Genomic DNA, 21395 nt, shown 5'->3' on the forward strand with positions numbered 1-21395 from the left:
GTATGGAAGATGTTTTTCAGAAACTTATCCTAATGATTAGGGCATACTACCCTGTATTATATCTTCATAGTTACGAATACTACAGAACGAAACAAAAGATTAAGGGTATTGTAGAGCTGTTGCGTAGAGAAGGTAAGAAAGTAAATTACTATCAATGGGATTGTGTATATGGACTTGTTCAGATATTACCTGATAAAACAGAGAAAAGAATTGAGCGTATGCAAAACCCTCTTGAAGTGTTAGCTTATATTCTTAACTCAAAAAAGTCTGGGGAGAAAAATATATTTGTTCTTGATGATATAAATAATCATATTGATAGGGATGAAGTTAAATTGATGTTCCGTAAAATTGCAGAAGCAACAAATAACAATACCCATGCAATTATTCTATCGTCAATTTACAGACTTCCTGCTGAATTGGAAAAGTATATTACTGTATTACAAATACCACTTCCTAAACGTAATGAATTGGGAGAAGTTTTGGATATAGTGGCGAAGCAGTCAAAAGTTGAACTCAAAACAAACCTAAGAAATAGACTGATTGATGCTGCGTTAGGAATGACATCAATGGAGGCAGATTTAGCTTACTGCCTTGCCTCTGTTAAGGATGGCTTTGACGATAAGTCTCCTTTTACTGTATCTTCTGAAAAGGAGCAGATTATTAGGAAATCTGGCATTTTGGATTACTTTCCAAAAAATGAAAGTCTAAAAGATGTCGGAGGTATGGAAAATTTAAAGGAGTGGCTTAAAAAAAGGCAGTTAGCATATGACAAGGAAGCTCGCGATTGGGGGTTAAAAGAGCCTAAGGGCTTACTTTTGTTAGGTGTCCCAGGATGCGGAAAGAGCTTAATAGCTAAAAGTATTGCTTCTAGTTGGAATATGCCTTTACTTCGGTTAGATGTAGGAAAAGTCTTTCAGGGCATTGTAGGGTCGAGTGAAGATAATATTCGAAAAGCAATTGCAACTGCCGAAGCTGTTGCTCCATGTGTATTATGGATTGACGAGATAGAAAAAGGTCTTAGCGGTGTACAATCAAGTGGAGCTACAGATGGTGGTGTGACCTCTAGAATATTTTCTACAATATTAACATGGATGCAGGAAAAGACAGCACCTGTATTCGTTGTGGCAACTGCTAATAATATTAATCAACTGCCTCCAGAACTACTTAGAAAAGGCAGATTTGACGAAATCTTTTTTGTGGATCTTCCAAGTCAGAAAGAAAAAGAGAATATTTTTTCCATACATTTGCAAAAAAATCGTCAAAATGTATCTTCATTTGCTTTAGATATTTTAGCCCAAAAAGCTGAAGGATTTAATGGAGCAGAAATTGAAGAATGTGTAAAGGAAGCTATGTTTACTGCATATGTAGAATCACAAGAATCTAATATTGCTCCCAAATTACAGATGATACATATTTTGGATGCTATCAAAAATACTGTACCTCTTTCTAAGACTATGGAGAAACAGATAACTGATCTTAGAAAATTTGCTGTTTCAAGAGCTAAAAATGCTTCTAAAGAGATTGTCTTAGAAAATAGAATGGAAATGCCAATTCTGCTAACTCGTCAAGAATTGGAACTGGAACGCTCATTCGATTCGGTGTTATCTGAGAAAGATAGTAATAGTAACAATATATAATTAGGCGTTAACAAAACGTTGCTCCACCTCTAACCATTCCGAACAGAGAAGTGAAATGCGTTTATGCTGATGGTACTGCAAATGCGGGAGAGTAAGTGAATGCCAGCCCGGAAGCAAACAGGGATGATAACATGTGATGCAATAACTATCAAATTTTACAGAATTATGTTCGATAAATTTTATTTTTTGAACAATGGTGATGTATAGTTTGAGCAGTCTCGCAATAAAGGGGCTGCTCCTAAAAAGACATCTCCTTTTTGGGAAGAGTTTTAGAAACAATTGGGTAAGCGATTCGCTGATTTAATTTGGGTATCAATTATGATACTTCTGATATCTCTTCTCTAAGCAGACCTCCTGAGCATGAGGGTAAAAGGCTCATTTATAATATATATGCTTGAATTAGAACTAAAATAATACAGTAGTGATATTTGTGTATTATACCAATGGAAGTTGCTTTATACTTGGCCTTCTATAGAAGGCTCTTGCCACGTATGGACATCAGCATCACTATCGCAATAAATATTTTTGCGAACCATGGTCAACTTCAATATGATTGACATAATGAGGGAGATCAGATAAGTAACGTCTCTATGCTTTTGTTTGATTTGTTTAAAGAAATGAAATTAAATAAACTAATCAAAACAGATGGACGGATTTAATTCCTCAAATGATATTCCGTCTGAATTAGACGAAACTAACGAGTAGTAAATCAATATAATATCGAAACTTAAACATAACATTATGTTATTTGGAAATAGGATTAGAGAACTCAGAGATAAGCAGGGGGTGTTACAACGACAATTGGCAGCACTACTGGAGATAGACACACCTATGTTCAGTAAGATTGAACGAGGTGATAGACGAGCAAAGCGTGAACATGTGATTAAGCTTGCAGAATACTTGCATCAAGACGTGAAAGAGATGTTGACGTTGTGGTTAGCAGATAAAGTTCTTGATGCAGTAGGTGTTGAAGAGGAAATAAGTTATGATGCAATAACTGTTGCACAAAAACATGTTCAATCTTCTATAAAAGACTATAGTACGTTTTAAGCCTCCCAAAATAAAAACAGCATTCAATATAATTAGAACTGTATCAATCTTTGATTTAGATACTATTTAAATTAAACTTGTTCTCAGATACTTATCCATAAAATAATTTAACCTAATAACTCATGGATTGATACAGTTCAAACTATGGTCTCTACTTTGACCAAAAATTATGTGCTTTATTAATCATTTCATATTCAAACATTTTCCCATTTTTTAATTTTTTCCAATTTCCAAAACCTAATTCCTCTGCTAATTTAAAGAAACCGTCACCTTGTTCCATGCTTCTAGAAACAACAACTGAAGATATAAGTGGACGTCCATTTTCATGTTCATATCTTGAAATGTGACCTAAAATTTCACCTATTTTACCTCTGTCAGCAGGGATTGACATATCAAGTCTTAGATTTGCCGTTTTGCACAAATCGGAATAATATATTAGCTGTTTTTTTGATGCAACATTTATAAGTATGTTGCGTACTGTTTTTTTCTTCTTTTGTTAAGTTCATAATGATAAGTTAATAACGAGCTAAATTAAACTAATCAAATTTTTATGTATGAAACAGCCGTGCAAATTGTTGAAACGTAGTAAGTCAAATTAAGACAACTGTTAATATACGCTTTTTATGCACAGACGATATGCAATATTCGTGAAATTTTTGGATAAAAGCAAAAAGTAGCACGTAATTTAATCAGAGTTATAAGATATAAATATACAATGAATAGTAATTACAATAAACTGTATCATACTCAGATAATAATGAGTGATGAAAATTAATAACGGCATAATTAAAATCATCTTCTTATTGAATTGCCATCATCAACATCATCATAACTACCTTTCTGTCCAACTTCCCACTCACGTTTCTCGCTATGGCTGCCACCACCTGCATCACGCAGCTTGCCCTTGCCTGAGAAACGTGAAGTAGGCTTTGTTTGTTGCTGGTATTTTTGCCGTTCAATTTGCTTCACAAACTGTTTTCTTGGCCGGTCAAGATTGAAGTTTTCTTCAGTAAGATTTATAATGATGTGTTGCTTGAAATTGATGGCGTAAGTTACATCTTCATCCTGACGGACAATAAAGCCCTCTTCATGAAGTTGGCTTCTGACCGAGGTTACAGTATCATCATTGAATATCTCACGCAAACGGTTTACAGCATCAATATGATAGTGTGTTCTTTCCGGAGATATATCCACTAAATCAGTGCGGGATACTTTGAAGATTTTGCAGAGCAGATCACGTTCAGCTTCATTAGCCGGACTGAACAGTTCAACCATGGCTATACGGTTATTACGGTCGATAGCTTCTGCCATAAAAGGTTTCAACGGACGGCTTTGGTCATCAAAGTAGATAATGCCTTTCTTGATATAGGCACGCTGCTTCCTGATTTTACTGTATATTTCCCCCTGGGTAATTTTCGGATTAAGTGTCAGTAATCGGTCAATATAGTCCTCAATCCGGTTGAACCGTTCTTCAGGAGTAGAGAAGTCCAGGAGTTCCTCTACAGCCAGTACTCTTGCACCATGAATGACTGTCTTGTTTGCATGATCAACGAGCATATATCCGTATGGTGTATCCTTCTTGCCGAAGAACACAATGTCAATACCGAACTTCGTTTTCAATTCCTTCTGCAGTTCCTCCTTGTTGGAACTTACATCACGGTACTTCTTTAATATGCTTCTTAGCTGACGGCAACGTGTCCTTTCCCTATAACCGCTCTTGAAAAGACTTTCTATTTCAGAAAAAGAGATTTCCTTCTGAACCTTTCCACCATGCTTGACGAATACATTCTCATCTTTCTGATAGACCTCATATCCCATGGAAACCATTATTGCCTTGAACTGGGCAAATGAAGAGAATGTATATTGTTTGGCAGCATCAATATCATCTTCTGTTTTCTTTTTCCTGTTATTCCCAAGAATATGGTCAATGACTTCTTGAGAACGTCTGCGCTCATGGCTGTGCTGAATCTTTCTTCCATCAGGTGCCACTCTCGAAGTGATGATATGAAGATGGGTATTCTCCGTGTCATAATGAGAGTAAACAAGCAACGGCTGACCAGATTCTCCGTATCCCATTTCCTTGAGATACTGGTGTGCAAAATCCAACAACTCATCTTCCGACATTTCGTGTCCCTTACATGATATGGCCACATGAAACTGTGGTTTCCTGATTCTGTTGTTTTGTGAACTGTACTTCTGGAGATAACCGATCAGTTCACTTGGGGTAGGTTTGTGGAATGTTCCGAGTGAACTGAAATTCTGAATCTCGATAAGCCGTGCAACACCTTTCGAGACTTTATGTTCATTGTAACCGACAGCATGGAAGTTTGTACTTCCCGGTAATATGGTTGCTATCATATTGAATCTTTATTTATCAAGGTTTAAGTGACTGAGTAACCGAAATACTTCAAACTCATGAGTCTACGGTTACACAATAATAATATCTGAAATGATTGAATACCGTGTAATCTGCAATTCAGATTCTGACAGCTTTCTGTGTCAGAGAATCAAGGTCTTTCTTTATTCGGTTTAATGTTTCCTGCGTTTCAAGGATAATAGGTAACAGAACTTCCTGAATATAGCTGGGTGCGAGTAATCCGGCTACCGCAAGCTCATTGGCACGTTTAACCGACTGATTAAGGTTACCTCCAGCCCAGGAAAGTTCATTCTGATATTTCCGGTAAAACAAACCCAAATCATTCATCAGTTCGAGCTGCCTTCTGGTACCGATATTTGAATATTCTGCCAGTGCCGAGCGTATGTAATGGCTCACAGATGAATAGGAGGCAGATTTCTCCTTAAACTGTTGTACTTCCTCCGGTGTCATCCTTACCTTGATGTACTTGGTTCTCTGATTCTTCATGCTTGGATACATTGGTGGTTAGGTTTTCCGGACCATCTTTCGCCATGCGAAACAGCGGCTAGCCGCTCCGATGCGCCAGCATTCGGCAAGTTACTTTTGTGAGTACGAAACGGAGTTTTGTGGCCACAAAAGTACAACTTGCTTGCTTGGAAAACTCTGCACGGCAGAAAGATGACCTCCGGGAATGATTATTACACCCAAATTTACCGGAGAAAGCCGTTGCAAACCGAAATCAACAACACAATTCTTTGGAGGCATATTCCTGTTGACCATGTGCTGTAGCATCTGGTTGTCTTGGAATATCCATATAGCGGAATATTGTTGTATAGAGTCCTAAAACTTATCAAACCAATTTTCGTGTGTTCTGAAATAGATGCTATAAGCATTATTCAAATTTAGAACAATACGAATTTCAGTAATCAGAAAATAATGTTTCGATATATATGGTTGGATAAACCAAAGTTTCAAAAACACATAAGATATAGTTATATGGGATAGATGGCTATTGTTCTCATAAAACCTATATCCAATATAATATGTAGTCCCGATACCATGATAGCATGGTAAAAGTAACCTGATTATCTAAGTTATTGGAATCCCAATAAAAGGGAAAATATAATCTTGTAGCTGATTCAGCTGATGAAATGGCTATAGGGAAATCTTATTTTATCTGAACTGTATTGCAGAAACATTCAGACAGAACAACCTCGTTTTCAGAGTCTGGAGATGCTTTGTTATCATGGTGATATAGCACTGATAATCAGTAAAAATCTACTCGAACAACAAGAAAATAGTGTTGCGTAAATTTCTGTATCTCATTGATTTTTAGTATATTTATATAATTAATAAGCTCTTATACTCATAAATATTACACATTATGTTTGAACTGCTGTTGATTATATATCTGCTGCCGGTACTTATTATCGGTATGCTGCTCCTGAAGCTGGTATTCTGGCTTTTGAGGATTTCCATACGTCTGGCTGTATGGCTAGTAAAGAAGACTGTCATACTTATATGGAAGCTTATCATACTTGTCTTTGCTATAATTATAGGCCGTGAAATCATGCCCAGGAATCAACCGGACAAATAGAAAGAACCGTATCAGTAAGTGAAATGATACGGTTCTGATATGAATTAGGATAATTGTTCCCTCTATGTGTCCAATTTAGAATCCCTTACCTTTACTTCTGACATATACTGCTTCTTTTTGAGAATCACAGTTTGTTAATCGGAACTGTACATTACATCCTACGGGTATGTCATTAGGAAGCTGATTGGCAAGTGCTGAAATAACATCATCAACGGTATCAAAACCTATGTCCGTAACTTCGGCAATGACTTCGCCTTTAAAATATGCTCTTCCATATATCATCATCTTTTTTGTAATACGAAACATTTTCTCTGAAGGTGATTCAAAGTTACGAACCAAACTCTGTTTACTGTTTTTATTACTGAAAAATATGAAGTCTATGATTTTTGCATTAAGTTCCCATGCTGGAGTAAAGTCTATTTTTACATAGCCTCTTGTTATATTAAATCCATGGCTATGGTTCATACCGAATGCTACCTCATACATATTTGCTCCACAATCGTTTTGAGCAATGGTTGCCCAGGTATGACGAAACGTATAAAAGCAATAATATTCCTCCTTGGACATTCCCATATCTTGGCATATTCGCCTGATTCCCATATTTATATTGGCATTGAAACTATCGGAATTACTATAACGACTATGAAAATTAAACAGATATTCATCTGTTTGGTCCGTAGATAGATATTTGTTAAATGTATCCTGTATAAACGGTTCAATACGAATCTCCATGTATGCTTCATCCCTACGACTATGTCTTGTTTTCGCTCTCTTATATCCTATAATACCATTTTTATAATCTTTCTTTTTCAGTTCGTAAAGGTCTATCGTGTTAATACCACCCATACACAATGAAAGCAGGGCTATATCTCTGCCGAGTTCAGGAAGGGGAGATACCATTTTACTTTGTGGCAGAGGACGATTAAAGAATTCACGACAAGCTTCTGCACTGATTGCTCTTTTCAGTGTATTGTCTGATTTTGGGATTATAATTTTTAGCCATGGATTGTATTTTATACGCAAAATACCACGTTCTTCGTCATTCAATTCTATGATTGCTTTCTTAAAAATCTGTCTGATGCAAGTGGGATACATTTCTTTTGCTCTGCTGGTCTTATACAATGTGTCAATCCATTGTGTTAAAACAGAAGTCGTAAGAATGCTAAACATGATTTTGGTAGTACCTATATACCGTTCTAAATGATTGACTGCAAGTTTATAGTTTTTAGCATTACGTTCATGCCCTTCAGATTCCATCTTCGAAATAAACTTTCTCGCATAATCACTGAAGCATGTCTCTTCATCATTTTTGTGAAGGAATTCTATGACATCTTTAAGTTCCCAAAATGTAGCGTCAACACGATTCAGTTTGTCTGTATATTGGCGTATGATTATAGCACAATATTCATTCACTACCGGGTCTGTTAACTCACCATTACTGGTTATATGAGCCGAATCAATAATCTTGTTAGTCTTTATATAACTTGTTTTGCGCTGATGTGTGACTCTGATGTAAACTGTATAGAATCCATCTGATCTTGGCTTTTTTACCGTTGCTTTGAATGTTGTCATACCTACTATATTTTAATGATAAAACAATGGGGAAAACTTTGGGGTAAACGGGGTAAACATGGCCATTTTTGGGGTAAACATAGAGTAAAACAAATACGTTTATTTGGCTCATTTTTTGCGGTTAAATGTACGAACCGTCTAAGCGCAAATCAGGCTGTAATTACCATAAAACGGTGAATTACAGCCTGATATAAAAATAATATTTTTAAGAGATTATTCCTCTATTGCCGCCTGCGCCGCAGCCAAACGAGCGATAGGCACACGGAACGGAGAACAAGAAACATAGTTCAAGCCTACTCGGTGGCAGAACTTAACTGATGAAGGTTCGCCGCCATGCTCACCGCAAATACCGCATTTCAGTTCAGGACGAACGGAACGACCTTTTTCTACTGCCATCTTGATAAGTTGACCTACACCGTTTTGGTCGAGAACTTGGAACGGGTCTACTTTCAAAATCTTCTTTTCCAGATATACCGGCAAGAAAGAAGCAATATCATCGCGTGAGTAACCGAATGTCATCTGAGTCAGGTCATTGGTTCCGAATGAGAAGTATTCGGCGTGAGAAGCAATGCGGTCGGCGGTCAACGCTGCACGCGGCACTTCAATCATCGTTCCTACTTTGAAGGGGATTTCGATGCCTTCTTCTTTAAATACTTCGGCAGCAGTCTGACGGATTACGCGCTCTTGGGCTTCGAATTCGTACAGAATACCGATGAGCGGAACCATAATTTCGGGTTTGGGCTCGTATCCTTCGCGTTTCAATTCGCAAGCTGCACTGATGATGGCACGGGTTTGCATTTCGGTGATTTCGGGATATGTGTTACCCAAGCGGCAACCGCGGTGACCCAACATCGGGTTGTGTTCGCAGAGACTTTCTACGCGGTGGCGGATGTACTCAACGGTAACACCCATTGCCTGCGCCATTTCTTCCTGACCTTTTGCATCGTGCGGTACGAATTCGTGCAAAGGCGGGTCGAGCAGACGAACGTTGACGGGCAGTCCGTCCATCGTTTTGAAGATTTCTTTAAAGTCAGCTTTCTGGTAGGGCAACAGTTTCGCCAATGCTTTTTTACGTCCTTCGGCATCTTCTGCAAGAATCATTTCACGAACGGCTACGATCTTTTCATCATCGAAGAACATGTGTTCCGTACGACACAATCCGATACCTACTGCTCCAAAGCTGCGTGCATCTTGTGCGTTGCGCGGCGTGTCGGCGTTGGTACGTACCTGCAAGCGGCTGTATTTGCTGCACAAGTCCATCAGTTCGGCAAAGTCTCCGGAGAGCTGGGCGGGTTCGGTTTGTATTTCACCGGCGTAAACGCATCCGTTCGAACCGTTTATTGAGATGTAATCGCCTTCTTTCAGCAGCGTACCTTCGATTTCCACCGTGCGCGCCTTGTAGTCTACGTTGATAGCTCCGGCTCCTGAAACGCAACACTTACCCATACCGCGGGCTACTACCGCAGCGTGAGAGGTCATACCTCCGCGGGCAGTCAGAATACCTTCGGCAGCAGTCATTCCGGCGAGGTCTTCGGGAGACGTTTCGATACGAACCAATACGGTGCGGTGACCGTTGGCGTGCCAAGCAGCCGCATCTTCAGCAAAGAATACGATGCGTCCACATGCAGCGCCCGGAGAAGCCGGCAATCCGCGTGTAAGCACTTTCGCACGAGACAACGCTTCTTTGTTGAATACCGGGTGAAGCAGTTCGTCGAGCTTGTTCGGTTCGCAACGCATCAACGCTGTTTTTTCGTCAATCATTCCCTGATGAAGCATTTCCATTGCGATACGTACCATTGCAGCTCCCGTACGTTTACCGTTACGGGTTTGCAGGAACCACAACTTGCCTTCCTGAACAGTGAATTCCATATCCTGCATGTCGTGATAGTGGTTTTCCAACTTGGTTTGCAGTTCATCGAGTTCTTTGTAGATTTCCGGCATAGCCTCTTCCATAGAAGGATATTTGCTTGCACGTTCTTCTGCAGAGATGCCTTGCAGTTCGGCCCAACGCTGAGAACCGATTTTTGTAATCTGTTGCGGAGTACGGATACCGGCTACCACGTCTTCGCCCTGTGCGTTAATCAGATATTCGCCGTTAAACAAGTCTTCTCCCGTAGCAGCGTCGCGTGAGAAGCATACTCCCGTAGCCGAGGTATCGCCCATGTTTCCGAACACCATCGCCTGAACGTTAACCGCCGTACCCCATTCAGCCGGTATGCCTTCCATCTTGCGGTAAAGGATAGCGCGCTCGTTCATCCACGAATCGAACACTGCACAGATAGCTCCCCACAGTTGTTCGTATGCGCACGATGGGAATTCTTTGCCGGTTTGGGCTTTGACGGCAGCCTTAAAGCGTACTACCAGTGCTTTCAGGTCATCAACGTCCAGTTCGTTATCCAGACGGACACCTTTCGCTTTCTTAACATCCTCGATGATAGCTTCGAACGGGTCGATATCTTCTTTGTTAGTAGGTTTCATGCCCAATACCACGTCGCCATACATCTGTACGAATCGGCGGTAAGAGTCCCATGCAAAACGTTCATTGCCGGTCTTGCGTGCCAATCCTTCTACCACTTCGTCATTTAGTCCCAGATTCAAAATCGTGTCCATCATACCCGGCATGGAAGCACGTGCACCTGAACGTACGGAAACCAGCAGCGGATTTTCGATATCGCCGAATTTTGATTTCATCAGCGTCTCAACCCCTTTGATGGCATCTTCAACATCTGTTTTCAGCAAAGCCACCACTGCTTCTTTTCCTTTTTCAAAGTATTCGTTACATACATCCGTAGTGATGGTGAAACCGGGAGGAACGGGGACACCGATCAGATTCATTTCGGCGAGGTTAGCACCTTTACCACCCAATAGATTTCTCATGTCTGCTTTCCCTTCGGCATGTCCGTTGCCGAACGTATAGACTCTTTTTGTATCCATATCGTTAAAAGATTTTATAGGTTATAATATGTTTTTCAGTATCATACAATGTTTTTCATTGAGCCTGTCCAAACCTTCCGTCCTACGGGAGTACAAGGGAAAAATTCTCCGCCGGATGCCTCGAAAAACACTACCGTTAGCGTAAGGTATTCCATGCGGAAGCGTTAACCATTTCTACCCATAGCGTTCATCGGTTCTATGGGTAGCGTTTTTTGCAAGTTCCCGACAGGGGCGTACTGCTGCTTAGAAACAAGCCCTCCTGCTGTTTCGGTCACAAATCTAACCATATTCTTTGAAATTTCACAACGAAAGGGCGGAAAAAATACTATGTTTTGTAATATAGACTTTGCAAAATTAACTTCTTGCCAAATATTGCTCGATTGTCAGAAAAAATGCCTATATTTGTTCCCAAATTGGTCTTAGAGAAAATAAACGTGACACGAAAGAAGAAAGAACTTCCGTTATTGGAAAAAGTAACGATATCCGACGTAGCTGCAGAAGGAAAAGCGTTGGCAAAAGTGAATGATTTGGTAGTATTCGTCCCTTATGTAGTTCCGGGCGATGTGGTGGATTTACAGGTGAAGCGTAAGAAAAATCATTATGCCGAGGCTGTCGCTGTAAAGTTTTATGAGAAATCGCCTCTTCGCGTAGAGCCGTTTTGTCAACATTACGGAGTGTGCGGCGGATGTAAATGGCAATGCCTTTCATACGAAGAACAGATAAAATACAAGCAGAAACAAGTTTTTGATAATCTGACCCGCATCGGGAAGATAGAGTTGCCGGAATTCATGCCTATTTTAGGCTCGAAGAAGACGGTTTTCTATCGGAACAAGCTGGAATTTACATTCTCAAACAAGCGTTGGCTCACCGAGGATGAGGTAAAACAGGATGTGAAGTACGAACAGATGAATGCAGTAGGGTTTCATATCCCCGGTGCGTTCGACAAGGTGCTGGCTATCGACAAATGCTGGTTGCAGGACGACATATCGAACCGAATCCGGAACGCCATACGCGATTATGCTTACGAACATGATTATGCCTTTTTCAATCTGCGCACGCAAGAAGGCATGTTGCGTAACATGATGGTACGCACCTCGTCGACCGGCGAGCTGATGGTGTTGCTGCAATGCAAGATTACCAACGAGGGTGAACTTGCCAAGATGAAAGAACTGCTGCAATACGTAGCCGACAGTTTCCCCGAAATCACATCCTTATTATATGTAATAAATAATAAATGTAACGATACCATCGGCGATTTGGATGTAGAGGTGTTTAAGGGGAAAGACCATATCTTTGAAGTAATGGAAAACCTGCGCTTCAAGATAGGGCCGAAATCGTTCTACCAAACCAATTCGGAGCAGGCCTATGAACTGTATAAAGTAGCCCGCACCTTTGCGGGGCTTACCGGAGAAGAATTGGTATACGACCTGTATACAGGGACAGGTACCATCGCCAACTTCGTGGCGCGTCAGGCAAAGAAGGTTGTCGGCATCGAGTACGTGCCCGAAGCAATAGAAGATGCGAAGGTAAATTCTGAAATCAACGGCATAACGAACACTTTATTCTATGCCGGCGACATGAAAGATATCCTGACCCAAGATTTTATAAACGAACACGGGCGTCCCGACGTAATCATAACCGACCCTCCGCGTGCGGGTATGCACAATGATGTGATTGACGTGATACTGTTTGCTGAGCCCAAGCGCATTGTGTACGTAAGCTGTAATCCGGCTACTCAGGCGCGCGACCTCCAGCTATTGGATGTAAAATATAAAGTAACGGCAGTTCAGCCGGTAGATATGTTTCCGCATACACACCATGTAGAAAATGTCGTGTTATTAGAAAAGCGTTAAGAAGATAAAGAAGATGATGAACAAGAGAAAAAACACCGGATATAACAGGATGCCTCACGCAGCTTCGCGTTATACTATATATAATGTAACAGAACCGATGGAGCTGATGGACTTTCTGATGAAGAAGATGGCAGGCATCAGCAGAACACGTGTAAAGGCTTTGCTTACGAATCGTGTGGTATTGGTGGACAATAATATCCAGACGCAATACAATTTCCCGCTGCTTCGGGGCATGAAAGTGCAGGTCAGCAAAGAGAAACATAAACATGAGTTCCGTCATCCCATGTTGAAAATATTATATGAGGATGCTTATATCATCGTAGTAGAAAAGAAAGAGGGACTTCTGTCGGTGGCTTCCGAACATCAAAAGGAACGCACGGCGCAACATATTCTGACTGAATACGTAAAACGTCAGAATCGGAATAACCGAGTGTTTGTGGTCCACCGTTTAGACCGTGAGACTTCGGGGGTTATGATGTTTGCCAAAGATGAAAAAACACAACATAATTTGCGAGACAACTGGCATGATATTGTTTTCGACCGTCGGTATGTGGCTCTTGTCATGGGAGACATGGAGAAAGATCAGGGCACGGTAGAGTCGTGGCTCACCGACCGTAAACTTTATGTCAGTTCGTCGCCCTACGACGATGGCGGGAAGTATTCGGTAACTCATTATCGTACGATTAAGCGTGCGAACGGTTTTTCGATGATTGAACTCCAACTGGAGACCGGGCGCAAGAACCAAATCCGCGTGCACATGCAGTCGTTAGGACATCCGGTGGTGGGAGACATGCGTTACGGTTGTGAAACAGACCCTTTGAGACGTCTGGCATTACATGCGTTTAAGTTATGCTTTTATCATCCCATTACGGGCGAAACCATGAATTTTGAATTGCCATATCCTATGCCATTCAGATCATTAATGCAACGGTAAAAAACATGATTAAAAATATAGTATTTGATTTCGGTGGAGTAATAGCTCCCATCAGCCGCGATAGGGCAGTAGAAGCGTTTATTCGTTTAGGATTGACAGATGCTGATACACGTTTGGACAAGTATCACCAAACAGGCATTTTCCAACAATTAGAAGAAGGAAAGATAGATGCAAATACTTTTCAGGAAAGGCTGGGTGAGCTTTGTGGCCGTAAGTTGGAATGGGAAGAAACAAAAGAAGCATGGTTAGGTTTCTTTACGGGAGTGAATCCGGATATTTTAACTTATCTGGAAGATTTGCGGACTCGCTATCGTCTTTTCGTTTTGAGCAATACCAATCCTTACGTGATAGACTGGGCATGTAGCAGTCAGTTTTCTCCGTCAGGAAAGCCCCTGAATGAATATTTCGACAAGTTATATCTTTCTTACAAGATAGGCTATACGAAACCGGATAATCATATTTATGATTTTATGATAAAAGACGCAAGTCTGATTCCTTCGGAGACCCTGTTTGTGGATGATGGCCCGGCAAATATAGAAAAAGGCAAAGAGTTTGGGCTACACACTTTTTGTCCTTTAAACGGAGAAGATTGGCGGGAAAAATTAAAAAATATATTGCAAAGCCTTGCATAAGTAAATAAAAAAGCATACCTTTGCATCGCTTTTAAGGAAAAGCTTTCGGGGTGTAGCGCAGTCCGGTTAGCGCACCTGCTTTGGGAGCAGGGGGTCGTGGGTTCGAATCCCGCTACCCCGACGGTTAAGAATCAAGGAGTTACGACTTATCGTAACTCCTTTTTTTTGTTGTCCGAATGGGGCATTTGCCCCATTCGTTATGGATTAACGTCATTCCTGACAAGGGCGTACGCCATGACCTGCACTTTTGGTGAATTGGTCTAATGGCCATACCCAATAATTAGTATAGAGAGTAAGATTATGGGCGTATTCAGAATCGGTAGACGTTGCCGACCAAGTATGTCCCAGCGAACCTACTGCCGATAGGTATCCTCCTGATGAAATTCGTTCTCCTGTTAAAGGAAAGAAAATGGTTCCTTCCGTCTTGTTTGGTCCGCAGTAGAAGTTCCATCCCGGTATGCTGCTATTCCATTCTCCGTTGTATTTATCAACAGTATTGGTGACGTTTTCCCCTGTTGTGGTGAATCCTGTAAAGGCATTGCTTGGTGGTAGCGTGAAACCTACCGGACAAGGGTCGTACACGGTTTTTGTTACGGGATTGTCGTTGAAGTTCTTGCCATTAGTGTTGTTATCCGCATTCCATAAATTGAAGTACATATTTTCTCCTCCGATTTCTTTTTGCATCACATCAGGCTTGCGAATGTAGTTTTTGATACACTCGTTACCAAACGGGAATGACTCTACTGCATGGTTGGCTGTTGAAGCAATCCCCGCTGCGTTATACCACGTTTTATTTCCACTTCCGCTGGATGGACGCAGGGGGTCTTTGCGTCCCCATTCGTAGAAAGTACAGTTCCCTCGGGTAGAGGCAGTTGCTTCTGTTTGGTTAATGGTGATGACACGTGTTTGCCCGTGGGCAGTGAACCGTATCCGACAGCTTCGGGCTGCATAATTGATGACTTCTCCTTCACACCAGCCCAAATGAACAGGCATCAGGTTGTGGGATACATTCTGATGGTTGGTAACCTTGATGGTATGGTATACATCCTCATCCGTTACCCAGATATGCCAAGACCAAAGAATCGTATTCTGATTGTCTTTAATAGCTATAAGCGCATTCCCCTGTCGGATATTTTCTTTGTTTACCGTAAAAGAAATTGTTCCGCCGTTGGTCCCGCTGTTATACTTAATGTCGGTTACCAGCGAGGGGGCATCCTGCCAAACCAGTTCGGCTTTTGCAGGAATGCACCCCGCATTTTTAGCGATATAAGGGTCGGTTATGCCATTGCCCAAATGATTGATGAACGGGTTCAGCGTTCCCTGTATGGAAGCCTTAGAAGTAAACGCCGAGCGGTTAGTCTGTCCGTTTTTGATGGCATTGCCGTATACCAAAGGGAAAGAATACGTTCCCGGTGCGTTCACAATGTAGCAGTTAGCCGTGTTTTCCACATCTGTCGCACCCGTACTGTTCGACAGGTTATAAGGAATGGCTTTGGAGCCTTTCTCTGCTGTTGCACGAAGGGCTGCCGTATGGACGCTTTGCGATACACCGGTTTGTGGAGTAATTGCAGCATTAAATGAAGTGGCTGTTTCGCTTCCCGTTCCGCTTGAGGTGAACTCAGTGAGCCAGTCGGGTTTGGTGTTACTCCACGTCACTCCGTTGTTGGTCGAGTATTGGGAAGTCCATTCTACCGGCTCTGTAACCCCCTGATTGTTTTTTCGGTAACTGGTAACGCTGTACGATTGCGTGCCGCCCAAATAATTAAAGTTCAAGGTTTCGGAGGAAACCGTCAGTGTGTACTGCCAGTTAATCGAGGTACTTGAAAGTTGATATGTAACCGTTTTTCCCATTTGCCATACGCTTTTTCCGATATGTCCTGTAAGGATATTGTCGGTTATTCCATCATTGAACACTACTTCGATTACCGCATTGTCGGGTAAAGTTTGCGGAATCATCATGAAAGTTTGCTCCGGAGCGGTGATTGCTGTATTGGGAGCTCCCGAAGTCGGCCGATTCAGCGTTTGTGAGAAGTCTTTCGGACTGCTGACACGGCTCCACGTGTCTGTTTCGAAGTCATAAACTCCTGTCGAGTTCACACCTTTAAGCGTAACGCTTTTTACGGTGCCTGCCTTCATGTCGCTGCCGCATACAAATTTTACAGCCGTTAAAGCATGGCGGAACTTCAGATTAACCGTCGTATTGGCTCCGCCGTTGATTTCTTCCGATGCTGCCACCAGCAAATCCAGTTGCTCCGCTACATTGTCCGGAACAGTGCAGGATACAGTCGGCGCTCCAGCGATTTGCCCAGAGAGCTGATAGGCACTGTTGTTTTGAGGCGCATAGGCAAAGAATTTCAGTTTGTAAGCGTTGCCGGGCCAGTAATGAGTAGACACCGGAAGCCATGAGTTGCCTGTTTTGCTGACCGGAACATCATACATGTAATTCGGTTTTTGCGTATTGTTCCAATTGCCGGTATATGCATAAGCCGATATACCGAACGCATCGTACATATTATTCGTGGCGACAGGAGTAGAACGGGTGGCCGGAATGCTGTCGGAAGAGAGGGGAGATGCGATGCTGTCAGCATAAAGTGTATGCAGATAAAATGCTTTTCCACCATCCGACTGTAGGGTAGATACTGTAGAACGTGTCTCTGCTCTGCCTTCGTTTTGGTCAAAAGAAATCCAAGTGTTTTGAATTTCCGTAGTAAAGCTGATACGGTTTCCCGCACGGGGCTGTTCTATTTCATCGGTACAAGAAGTCGTGAGAACAAATATTGCAAATAATCCTTGAGCGATCAGGTGGTGTATAAGTCTATGATTTGTCATACATTCATATTTAATTTTTTCGTGAAGTTAATAATCAAGAAAAACTTTAGGCTGGATTATGAATGTACTTTGTTCTATGAATATATGCTTGAATTACAGTGATATGCCCCTTTAATGCAATGTACATTTTCGTTACCTTTTCTGTGCGAATCGGTTCTTATGCGGGAGTGTAAGGCTGAAAAACTAAAAAAGGCAAAGGAATTTTCATCCTCTGCCTTTTCGTTTTTAGTATTTAATGCTCAGGCTAATAGAAAACCAAAGCTCAGGTTATTTTTACATGTTCATCGGAACTTCTACAGTTTCCCAGTCATCTACCGTAACAGTGAACTTGATAGCACCACCTAAGATGTCTTCACCACCGGTTCCGGGAGTTTCGTCGGTATCCGTACCACCGCCGGGATTTTCCGGATTCGGGTCAACTTTACCGGCACCACCGCCGTCAGAACAGAAAGTCAGGTTATAAACATACTTCTTGCCCGGTTCCCATTGTGCGACAGTTTTATTATCGATTGCTACGGCTGAATAAGCATACTTGCCATCTTTGTTGTCATCGGCAGTAGGAGCAGGGTAAATCAATGTTTCACCGGCATCGCTTATATTAGAAATGCGGCAGAGAACGGCAAGGTAAGCACCCTGCTTGTTGATTTCAGCATCGGGGTCGTTCTTTTTTGCATTCCACGGAGTAATCTGTTGCGGGATAATCATGAAATTGTTTTCACCAAACATAACAGACTGGAATTCGCTGGTCAGTGTCACAGCTTTAGTTCCGTTGCTGTAATAAGCCTTTGCAGGAATGTTCTGATCTGCTTGATTGCTCCAGTTGCTGATCGGCAATTTGCTATCAGAGAGAACAGATTCCGGGAAAGTAAGAGTGGCTTTCGTTGCCATGTTTACTAACTTCACTCCGATTATCTCAACCTTCACAGATGCTGCTTTCTCATTCTTAGCTTTCACTTCGATTTGTGACAAAGCATGTTTGAAGGTCAAAGGCACAGGAGCATTGTTATAAGTTTCCTTCGTACCGGTATTGTAAGCCACCAGCAAGTCTTTGTGCTCGGTTACGTTGCCTGCCGGAGTGAAATCGGTAATTGTTTTTGCATCTTTGGTAATCGAAACCGTACCTTTTCCGGTGGCAGGACCATTGGCGTATGCATAGAATTTTAATGCATAGTTCGGCCAATAGTAAGTTTGCGCAGTGTTCCATCCATCGCCGCCTTTTGTTACCGTAGTGGCAAATTCTGTTCCGGCATCCTTAATGGCTGTTACTTTGAAAGTAGACAAAGAGGCTGTGGTTTCCTGATTTGCGCGTGTAGCGTTGTCAATCAGGGTTCGGAAAGAAATAGCGCTTCCGGTGTTTACATCCACAATCTCGTCGTTGGAGCAAGCCACCAACATCGTAGAGGCAATTGCCATGCTTAAAAAAACGTTTTTCTTCATATAAATTATAATTAGTGATTAATGGTGTTAGTTTGTTATATACTTATCTTAGCTACATAGATATACTTATTTCTACCGTACTCCATTCGTCTACGTCGGGGTTAAATCCTCCGCCGTTGTCTATGGGTTTGGGGAGGGGAAGCCCGTCGAGCAGGATGTGTACGTTGGCAGGGTCGGGGGCATTGTGTATCTTTTCGGTTACATCATACGTAAAACTGTATTTCTTCCCGTCGTTCAGTATGGCATACACCGTAAGATACTGAGTGTTGGTCGATGTGGCGGGATACCCGAAAGTATAAAAGTCCGCGTTTACAGTCGACTTGCCGTCGGATGTCATGTCGAACGGCAGGGTAGCCAGTTCTTCTGCCGGCTGGTTTGTTCCCAGCATGAAGCCGTCTGACATATCCGTAAGTGAGCCGAACAGCTCTCCTTCGGTAAGGTATTTCAGGTTTTCCACGTTTCTGATTTCCACCGTGTAATGGCGCACTATGGCTTTCGGATACAGGGTCAGTGTCTGTCCTTCTGCAGAAGCTACCACCTCTACCTCTTCGATGTGGTCGCTCCACAGCATGTCGGGGGTAGACTTTACCCGTTGCCCGCCGGTACTTCCTGCACGCGGAACCGGACGCGGGAAAACCCCGTCTGCCAGATACGCTTCAATGCTTTCGTAGTGGTCGGTGTTTCGGATAATGATAAACTCCGTGTCGTTGTTCATACAAAGTGCGCGGTAACGTCCGGCAGGGACAGTTATTTTTCCTCCCGTTCGGTTGCCGAATTCATAAATCAGCGGCTCTTTTCCCGTTTCGGGGAAAAGGTAAAGGCGCATACTTGCAGGGTGAGCTTCGGGTGCATATTTCCAGTCGAATATCACTTGCAATTCTGCCGTGTGAGCGTGGACAAAACACAGTTCTTTATGCTCGCACGCCGTGAGCAGGCATATTATGATGATAAAGATTAAGCCGTAAAAAGTTTTCATCGTCTGCCTCCTTTCTTTGCATTATAGTTTCCATTGCCAAGCAGCCATACCAGCGACACTTCTGCTTTCGTCGGACCGAACCAACGGCGCTGTTTGGTTGCCTGCCATACATAGTGATTATCCATAGGCAAATATTCGTAATACGTTCCGCCCCAGTAACCCACACCGATTACGAAGTCGAGGTTCAGCCGTCGGGTTACGGGCAATGAGTAACCGTATTCCAGTCCGGCGCTGTAATTCATTTTCTCCCAAAGCGTACCGCCCGGTTTTCCGCCCATGTAGCCCCGGCCTCCGGTCTCAAAGTCGTAGGTAAACACTTGTCCGTAGATGCCGATGTGATGTCCGTTCAGCGGACTGCCTTCGCTTGTGCGGTTGAAGTATTTCCGTACAGCCAACTCGCCGCCGTAGATACGCCAGTAGCGGTGACGGCTGTTGCGGTTCCACCATGCGTACATCCAGTTTCCGCCTACTGAAAAGCCTTTGCCCACATAAAATTCTACGCCGATATTGGGTACGAGAAGGGCATCGTAAAGCAGATTGGTCTTAACAGCCATGTAGAAAGGAGGACGCGCTTGCGGCTCAAATTCTAAAACGGTGGTACTGTCCTTTTCTGTTGCGTAAGAGGGGGGAGTGGTACATTCTATCATTCCGATTTCCGTATCACCCTCGTCTTTGATTTCTTCTTGTGGTGCTTCACAAACATATTCCACCTCTACCAGCGAGTGTCTCAGTTCGGGGAAGAAATGTTCTTCCATGTAACGCCAGCAGTTTCCTTGCCGGAGAGTCATTAGTTGCTTTTTCCTGCCGTCTACCACGATGCCGTTTTTTATCACCCATTCGGGCGTATGATACAGAATCTGCAACACTTCCTCTTTATAAGGCATGTCAGAACGTTCTACTTTGGCTTGCAGCGCTTCCCAGTCGATGCCTGTGTGAGCTTTCGTAATCAAAGCCGATTGTTCGGCAGGCAGTCGCAGGCTGAGGTAATCGCTGATGGCATTGGTTCTTTTTTTCGACAAAGCCTTATTAAATGAAGTATTCCCTTCGGGAGAAGCACCGGAAATGATGTGTAGCCCGTTTAAGCGGCATGTGCTGTCGGCCGAAAGGGTGTAAAGAAATTCCAATAGCTTGCCCATCCGATTCCGGTTATCCTGATATGTGGAATCAATTTGGGATATTCCCTGCCGGTAATATATTTCTACGGTGAGGGTGTCGGTAGGCTGGATGTCATTAGCCCACGAAACAAGACTCCCGACGGACAATATACAAACCAATAATTCTCGTTTGATTTTTATCATAGAAATGAACTTATTATTATTCTGTTTCCAATGCAAAATTAGGCATAATATTCGAGGCGGTATGTTTTGTGCAATGTACATCTGTCTGTGTATAATGTATTGATTTATAGTATGAAATAAGTTTCTGTGGATGTACAAGGCGCGACAGAAGCTGTTAAGACAGGCGGCTGTTCATTTCTATTCGGAGAGTTTGGTAACGGATGCGGTAGTTTTAGGTAACTCATCCCATAGCGCATACCGGTTCTTGCGGATGCGTTTTAGGGATATAAAAAAGCCGCCTGCACATCAAA

15 protein-coding genes, 1 tRNA gene and 1 rRNA gene are annotated in these 21395 nt (G+C 42.5%); 8 read left to right on the plus strand and 9 right to left on the minus strand.

What is annotated here, in order from left to right; all coding sequences use genetic code 11:
• The first annotated feature begins 2 nt into the window (after window positions 1-2).
• The 3 genes from H9626_RS01765 to H9626_RS01775 all read left to right on the plus strand — a co-directional run bounded on the left by H9626_RS01765 (window position 3) and on the right by H9626_RS01775 (window position 2687).
• On the plus strand, window positions 3-1637 hold the full coding sequence (locus H9626_RS01765) for an AAA family ATPase (RefSeq protein ID WP_191709356.1): 1635 nt from the start codon (window positions 3-5) through the stop codon (window positions 1635-1637).
• Window positions 1638-1745, plus strand: a 5S ribosomal RNA gene (rrf, locus tag H9626_RS01770). It begins immediately after the preceding gene.
• Between the two features lie 633 nt (window positions 1746-2378).
• Entirely contained in the window at window positions 2379-2687 is a 309-nt protein-coding gene (locus H9626_RS01775) for a helix-turn-helix domain-containing protein (RefSeq protein WP_191709357.1), read from the plus strand.
• Window positions 2688-2838: 151 nt separating this feature from the next.
• Here H9626_RS01775 and H9626_RS01780 read toward each other — a convergent pair whose 3' ends face one another.
• The 3 genes from H9626_RS01780 to H9626_RS01790 form a co-directional block, all read right to left on the minus strand.
• Window positions 2839-3078, minus strand: coding sequence for a hypothetical protein (locus H9626_RS01780; RefSeq protein ID WP_225230844.1), 240 nt, complete (start codon window positions 3076-3078; stop codon window positions 2839-2841).
• A gap of 401 nt (window positions 3079-3479) precedes the next feature.
• Window positions 3480-5045, minus strand: a complete 1566-nt coding sequence (locus H9626_RS01785; protein ID WP_191709358.1) for a relaxase/mobilization nuclease domain-containing protein — start codon at window positions 5043-5045, stop codon at window positions 3480-3482.
• A 118-nt stretch (window positions 5046-5163) separates the two neighbouring features.
• Entirely contained in the window at window positions 5164-5550 is a 387-nt protein-coding gene (locus H9626_RS01790; RefSeq protein ID WP_191709359.1) for a plasmid mobilization protein, read from the minus strand.
• Window positions 5551-6427: 877 nt separating this feature from the next.
• Between H9626_RS01790 and H9626_RS15050 the strand changes: the two genes are divergently transcribed.
• Complete coding sequence (locus tag H9626_RS15050) at window positions 6428-6640, plus strand: hypothetical protein (RefSeq protein ID WP_306666760.1); 213 nt, start codon at window positions 6428-6430, stop codon at window positions 6638-6640.
• Between the two features lie 75 nt (window positions 6641-6715).
• On the opposite strand, the gene H9626_RS01795 is transcribed toward H9626_RS15050, so the two are convergent.
• Together H9626_RS01795 and ppdK are read right to left on the minus strand one after the other, a co-directional pair.
• Window positions 6716-8212, minus strand: coding sequence for a tyrosine-type recombinase/integrase (locus tag H9626_RS01795; protein ID WP_117652506.1), 1497 nt, complete (start codon window positions 8210-8212; stop codon window positions 6716-6718).
• Window positions 8213-8425: 213 nt separating this feature from the next.
• Complete coding sequence (ppdK, locus tag H9626_RS01800) at window positions 8426-11146, minus strand: pyruvate, phosphate dikinase (protein WP_191709360.1); 2721 nt, start codon at window positions 11144-11146, stop codon at window positions 8426-8428.
• 434 nt (window positions 11147-11580) lie between these two features.
• Between ppdK and rlmD the strand changes: the two genes are divergently transcribed.
• The 4 genes from rlmD to H9626_RS01820 all read left to right on the plus strand — a co-directional run bounded on the left by rlmD (window position 11581) and on the right by H9626_RS01820 (window position 14686).
• On the plus strand, window positions 11581-12999 hold the full coding sequence (rlmD, locus tag H9626_RS01805) for a 23S rRNA (uracil(1939)-C(5))-methyltransferase RlmD (RefSeq protein ID WP_178256039.1): 1419 nt from the start codon (window positions 11581-11583) through the stop codon (window positions 12997-12999).
• A 16-nt stretch (window positions 13000-13015) separates the two neighbouring features.
• Window positions 13016-13933, plus strand: a complete 918-nt coding sequence (locus tag H9626_RS01810; protein WP_191709842.1) for an RluA family pseudouridine synthase — start codon at window positions 13016-13018, stop codon at window positions 13931-13933.
• 5 nt (window positions 13934-13938) lie between these two features.
• Window positions 13939-14565 carry an HAD family hydrolase gene (locus tag H9626_RS01815; protein ID WP_178256040.1) on the plus strand — a complete coding sequence of 209 codons (627 nt, stop codon included), beginning with the start codon at window positions 13939-13941 and terminating at the stop codon, window positions 14563-14565.
• A gap of 46 nt (window positions 14566-14611) precedes the next feature.
• Window positions 14612-14686, plus strand: a tRNA-Pro gene (locus H9626_RS01820).
• 89 nt (window positions 14687-14775) lie between these two features.
• Here H9626_RS01820 and H9626_RS01825 read toward each other — a convergent pair.
• The 4 genes from H9626_RS01825 to H9626_RS01840 form a co-directional block, all read right to left on the minus strand.
• A complete protein-coding gene (locus H9626_RS01825) occupies window positions 14776-17394 on the minus strand; it encodes a fimbrillin family protein (protein WP_191709361.1) in 2619 nt (872 codons plus the stop codon).
• A 273-nt stretch (window positions 17395-17667) separates the two neighbouring features.
• The gene (locus H9626_RS01830; protein ID WP_191709362.1) at window positions 17668-18831 is read right to left on the minus strand and encodes a fimbrillin family protein; all 1164 of its coding nucleotides are present in this window, start codon (window positions 18829-18831) and stop codon (window positions 17668-17670) included.
• Window positions 18832-18883: 52 nt separating this feature from the next.
• On the minus strand, window positions 18884-19807 hold the full coding sequence (locus H9626_RS01835; RefSeq protein ID WP_191709363.1) for a DUF5119 domain-containing protein: 924 nt from the start codon (window positions 19805-19807) through the stop codon (window positions 18884-18886).
• Window positions 19804-21105, minus strand: coding sequence for a DUF3575 domain-containing protein (locus tag H9626_RS01840; protein ID WP_191709364.1), 1302 nt, complete (start codon window positions 21103-21105; stop codon window positions 19804-19806). The genes H9626_RS01835 and H9626_RS01840 overlap by 4 nt, the downstream gene beginning before the upstream one ends.
• Window positions 21106-21395: the final 290 nt, after the last annotated feature.

Source organism: Phocaeicola faecium (assembly GCF_014837055.1).
Taxonomy (GTDB): Bacteria; Bacteroidota; Bacteroidia; order Bacteroidales; family Bacteroidaceae; genus Phocaeicola; species Phocaeicola gallinarum.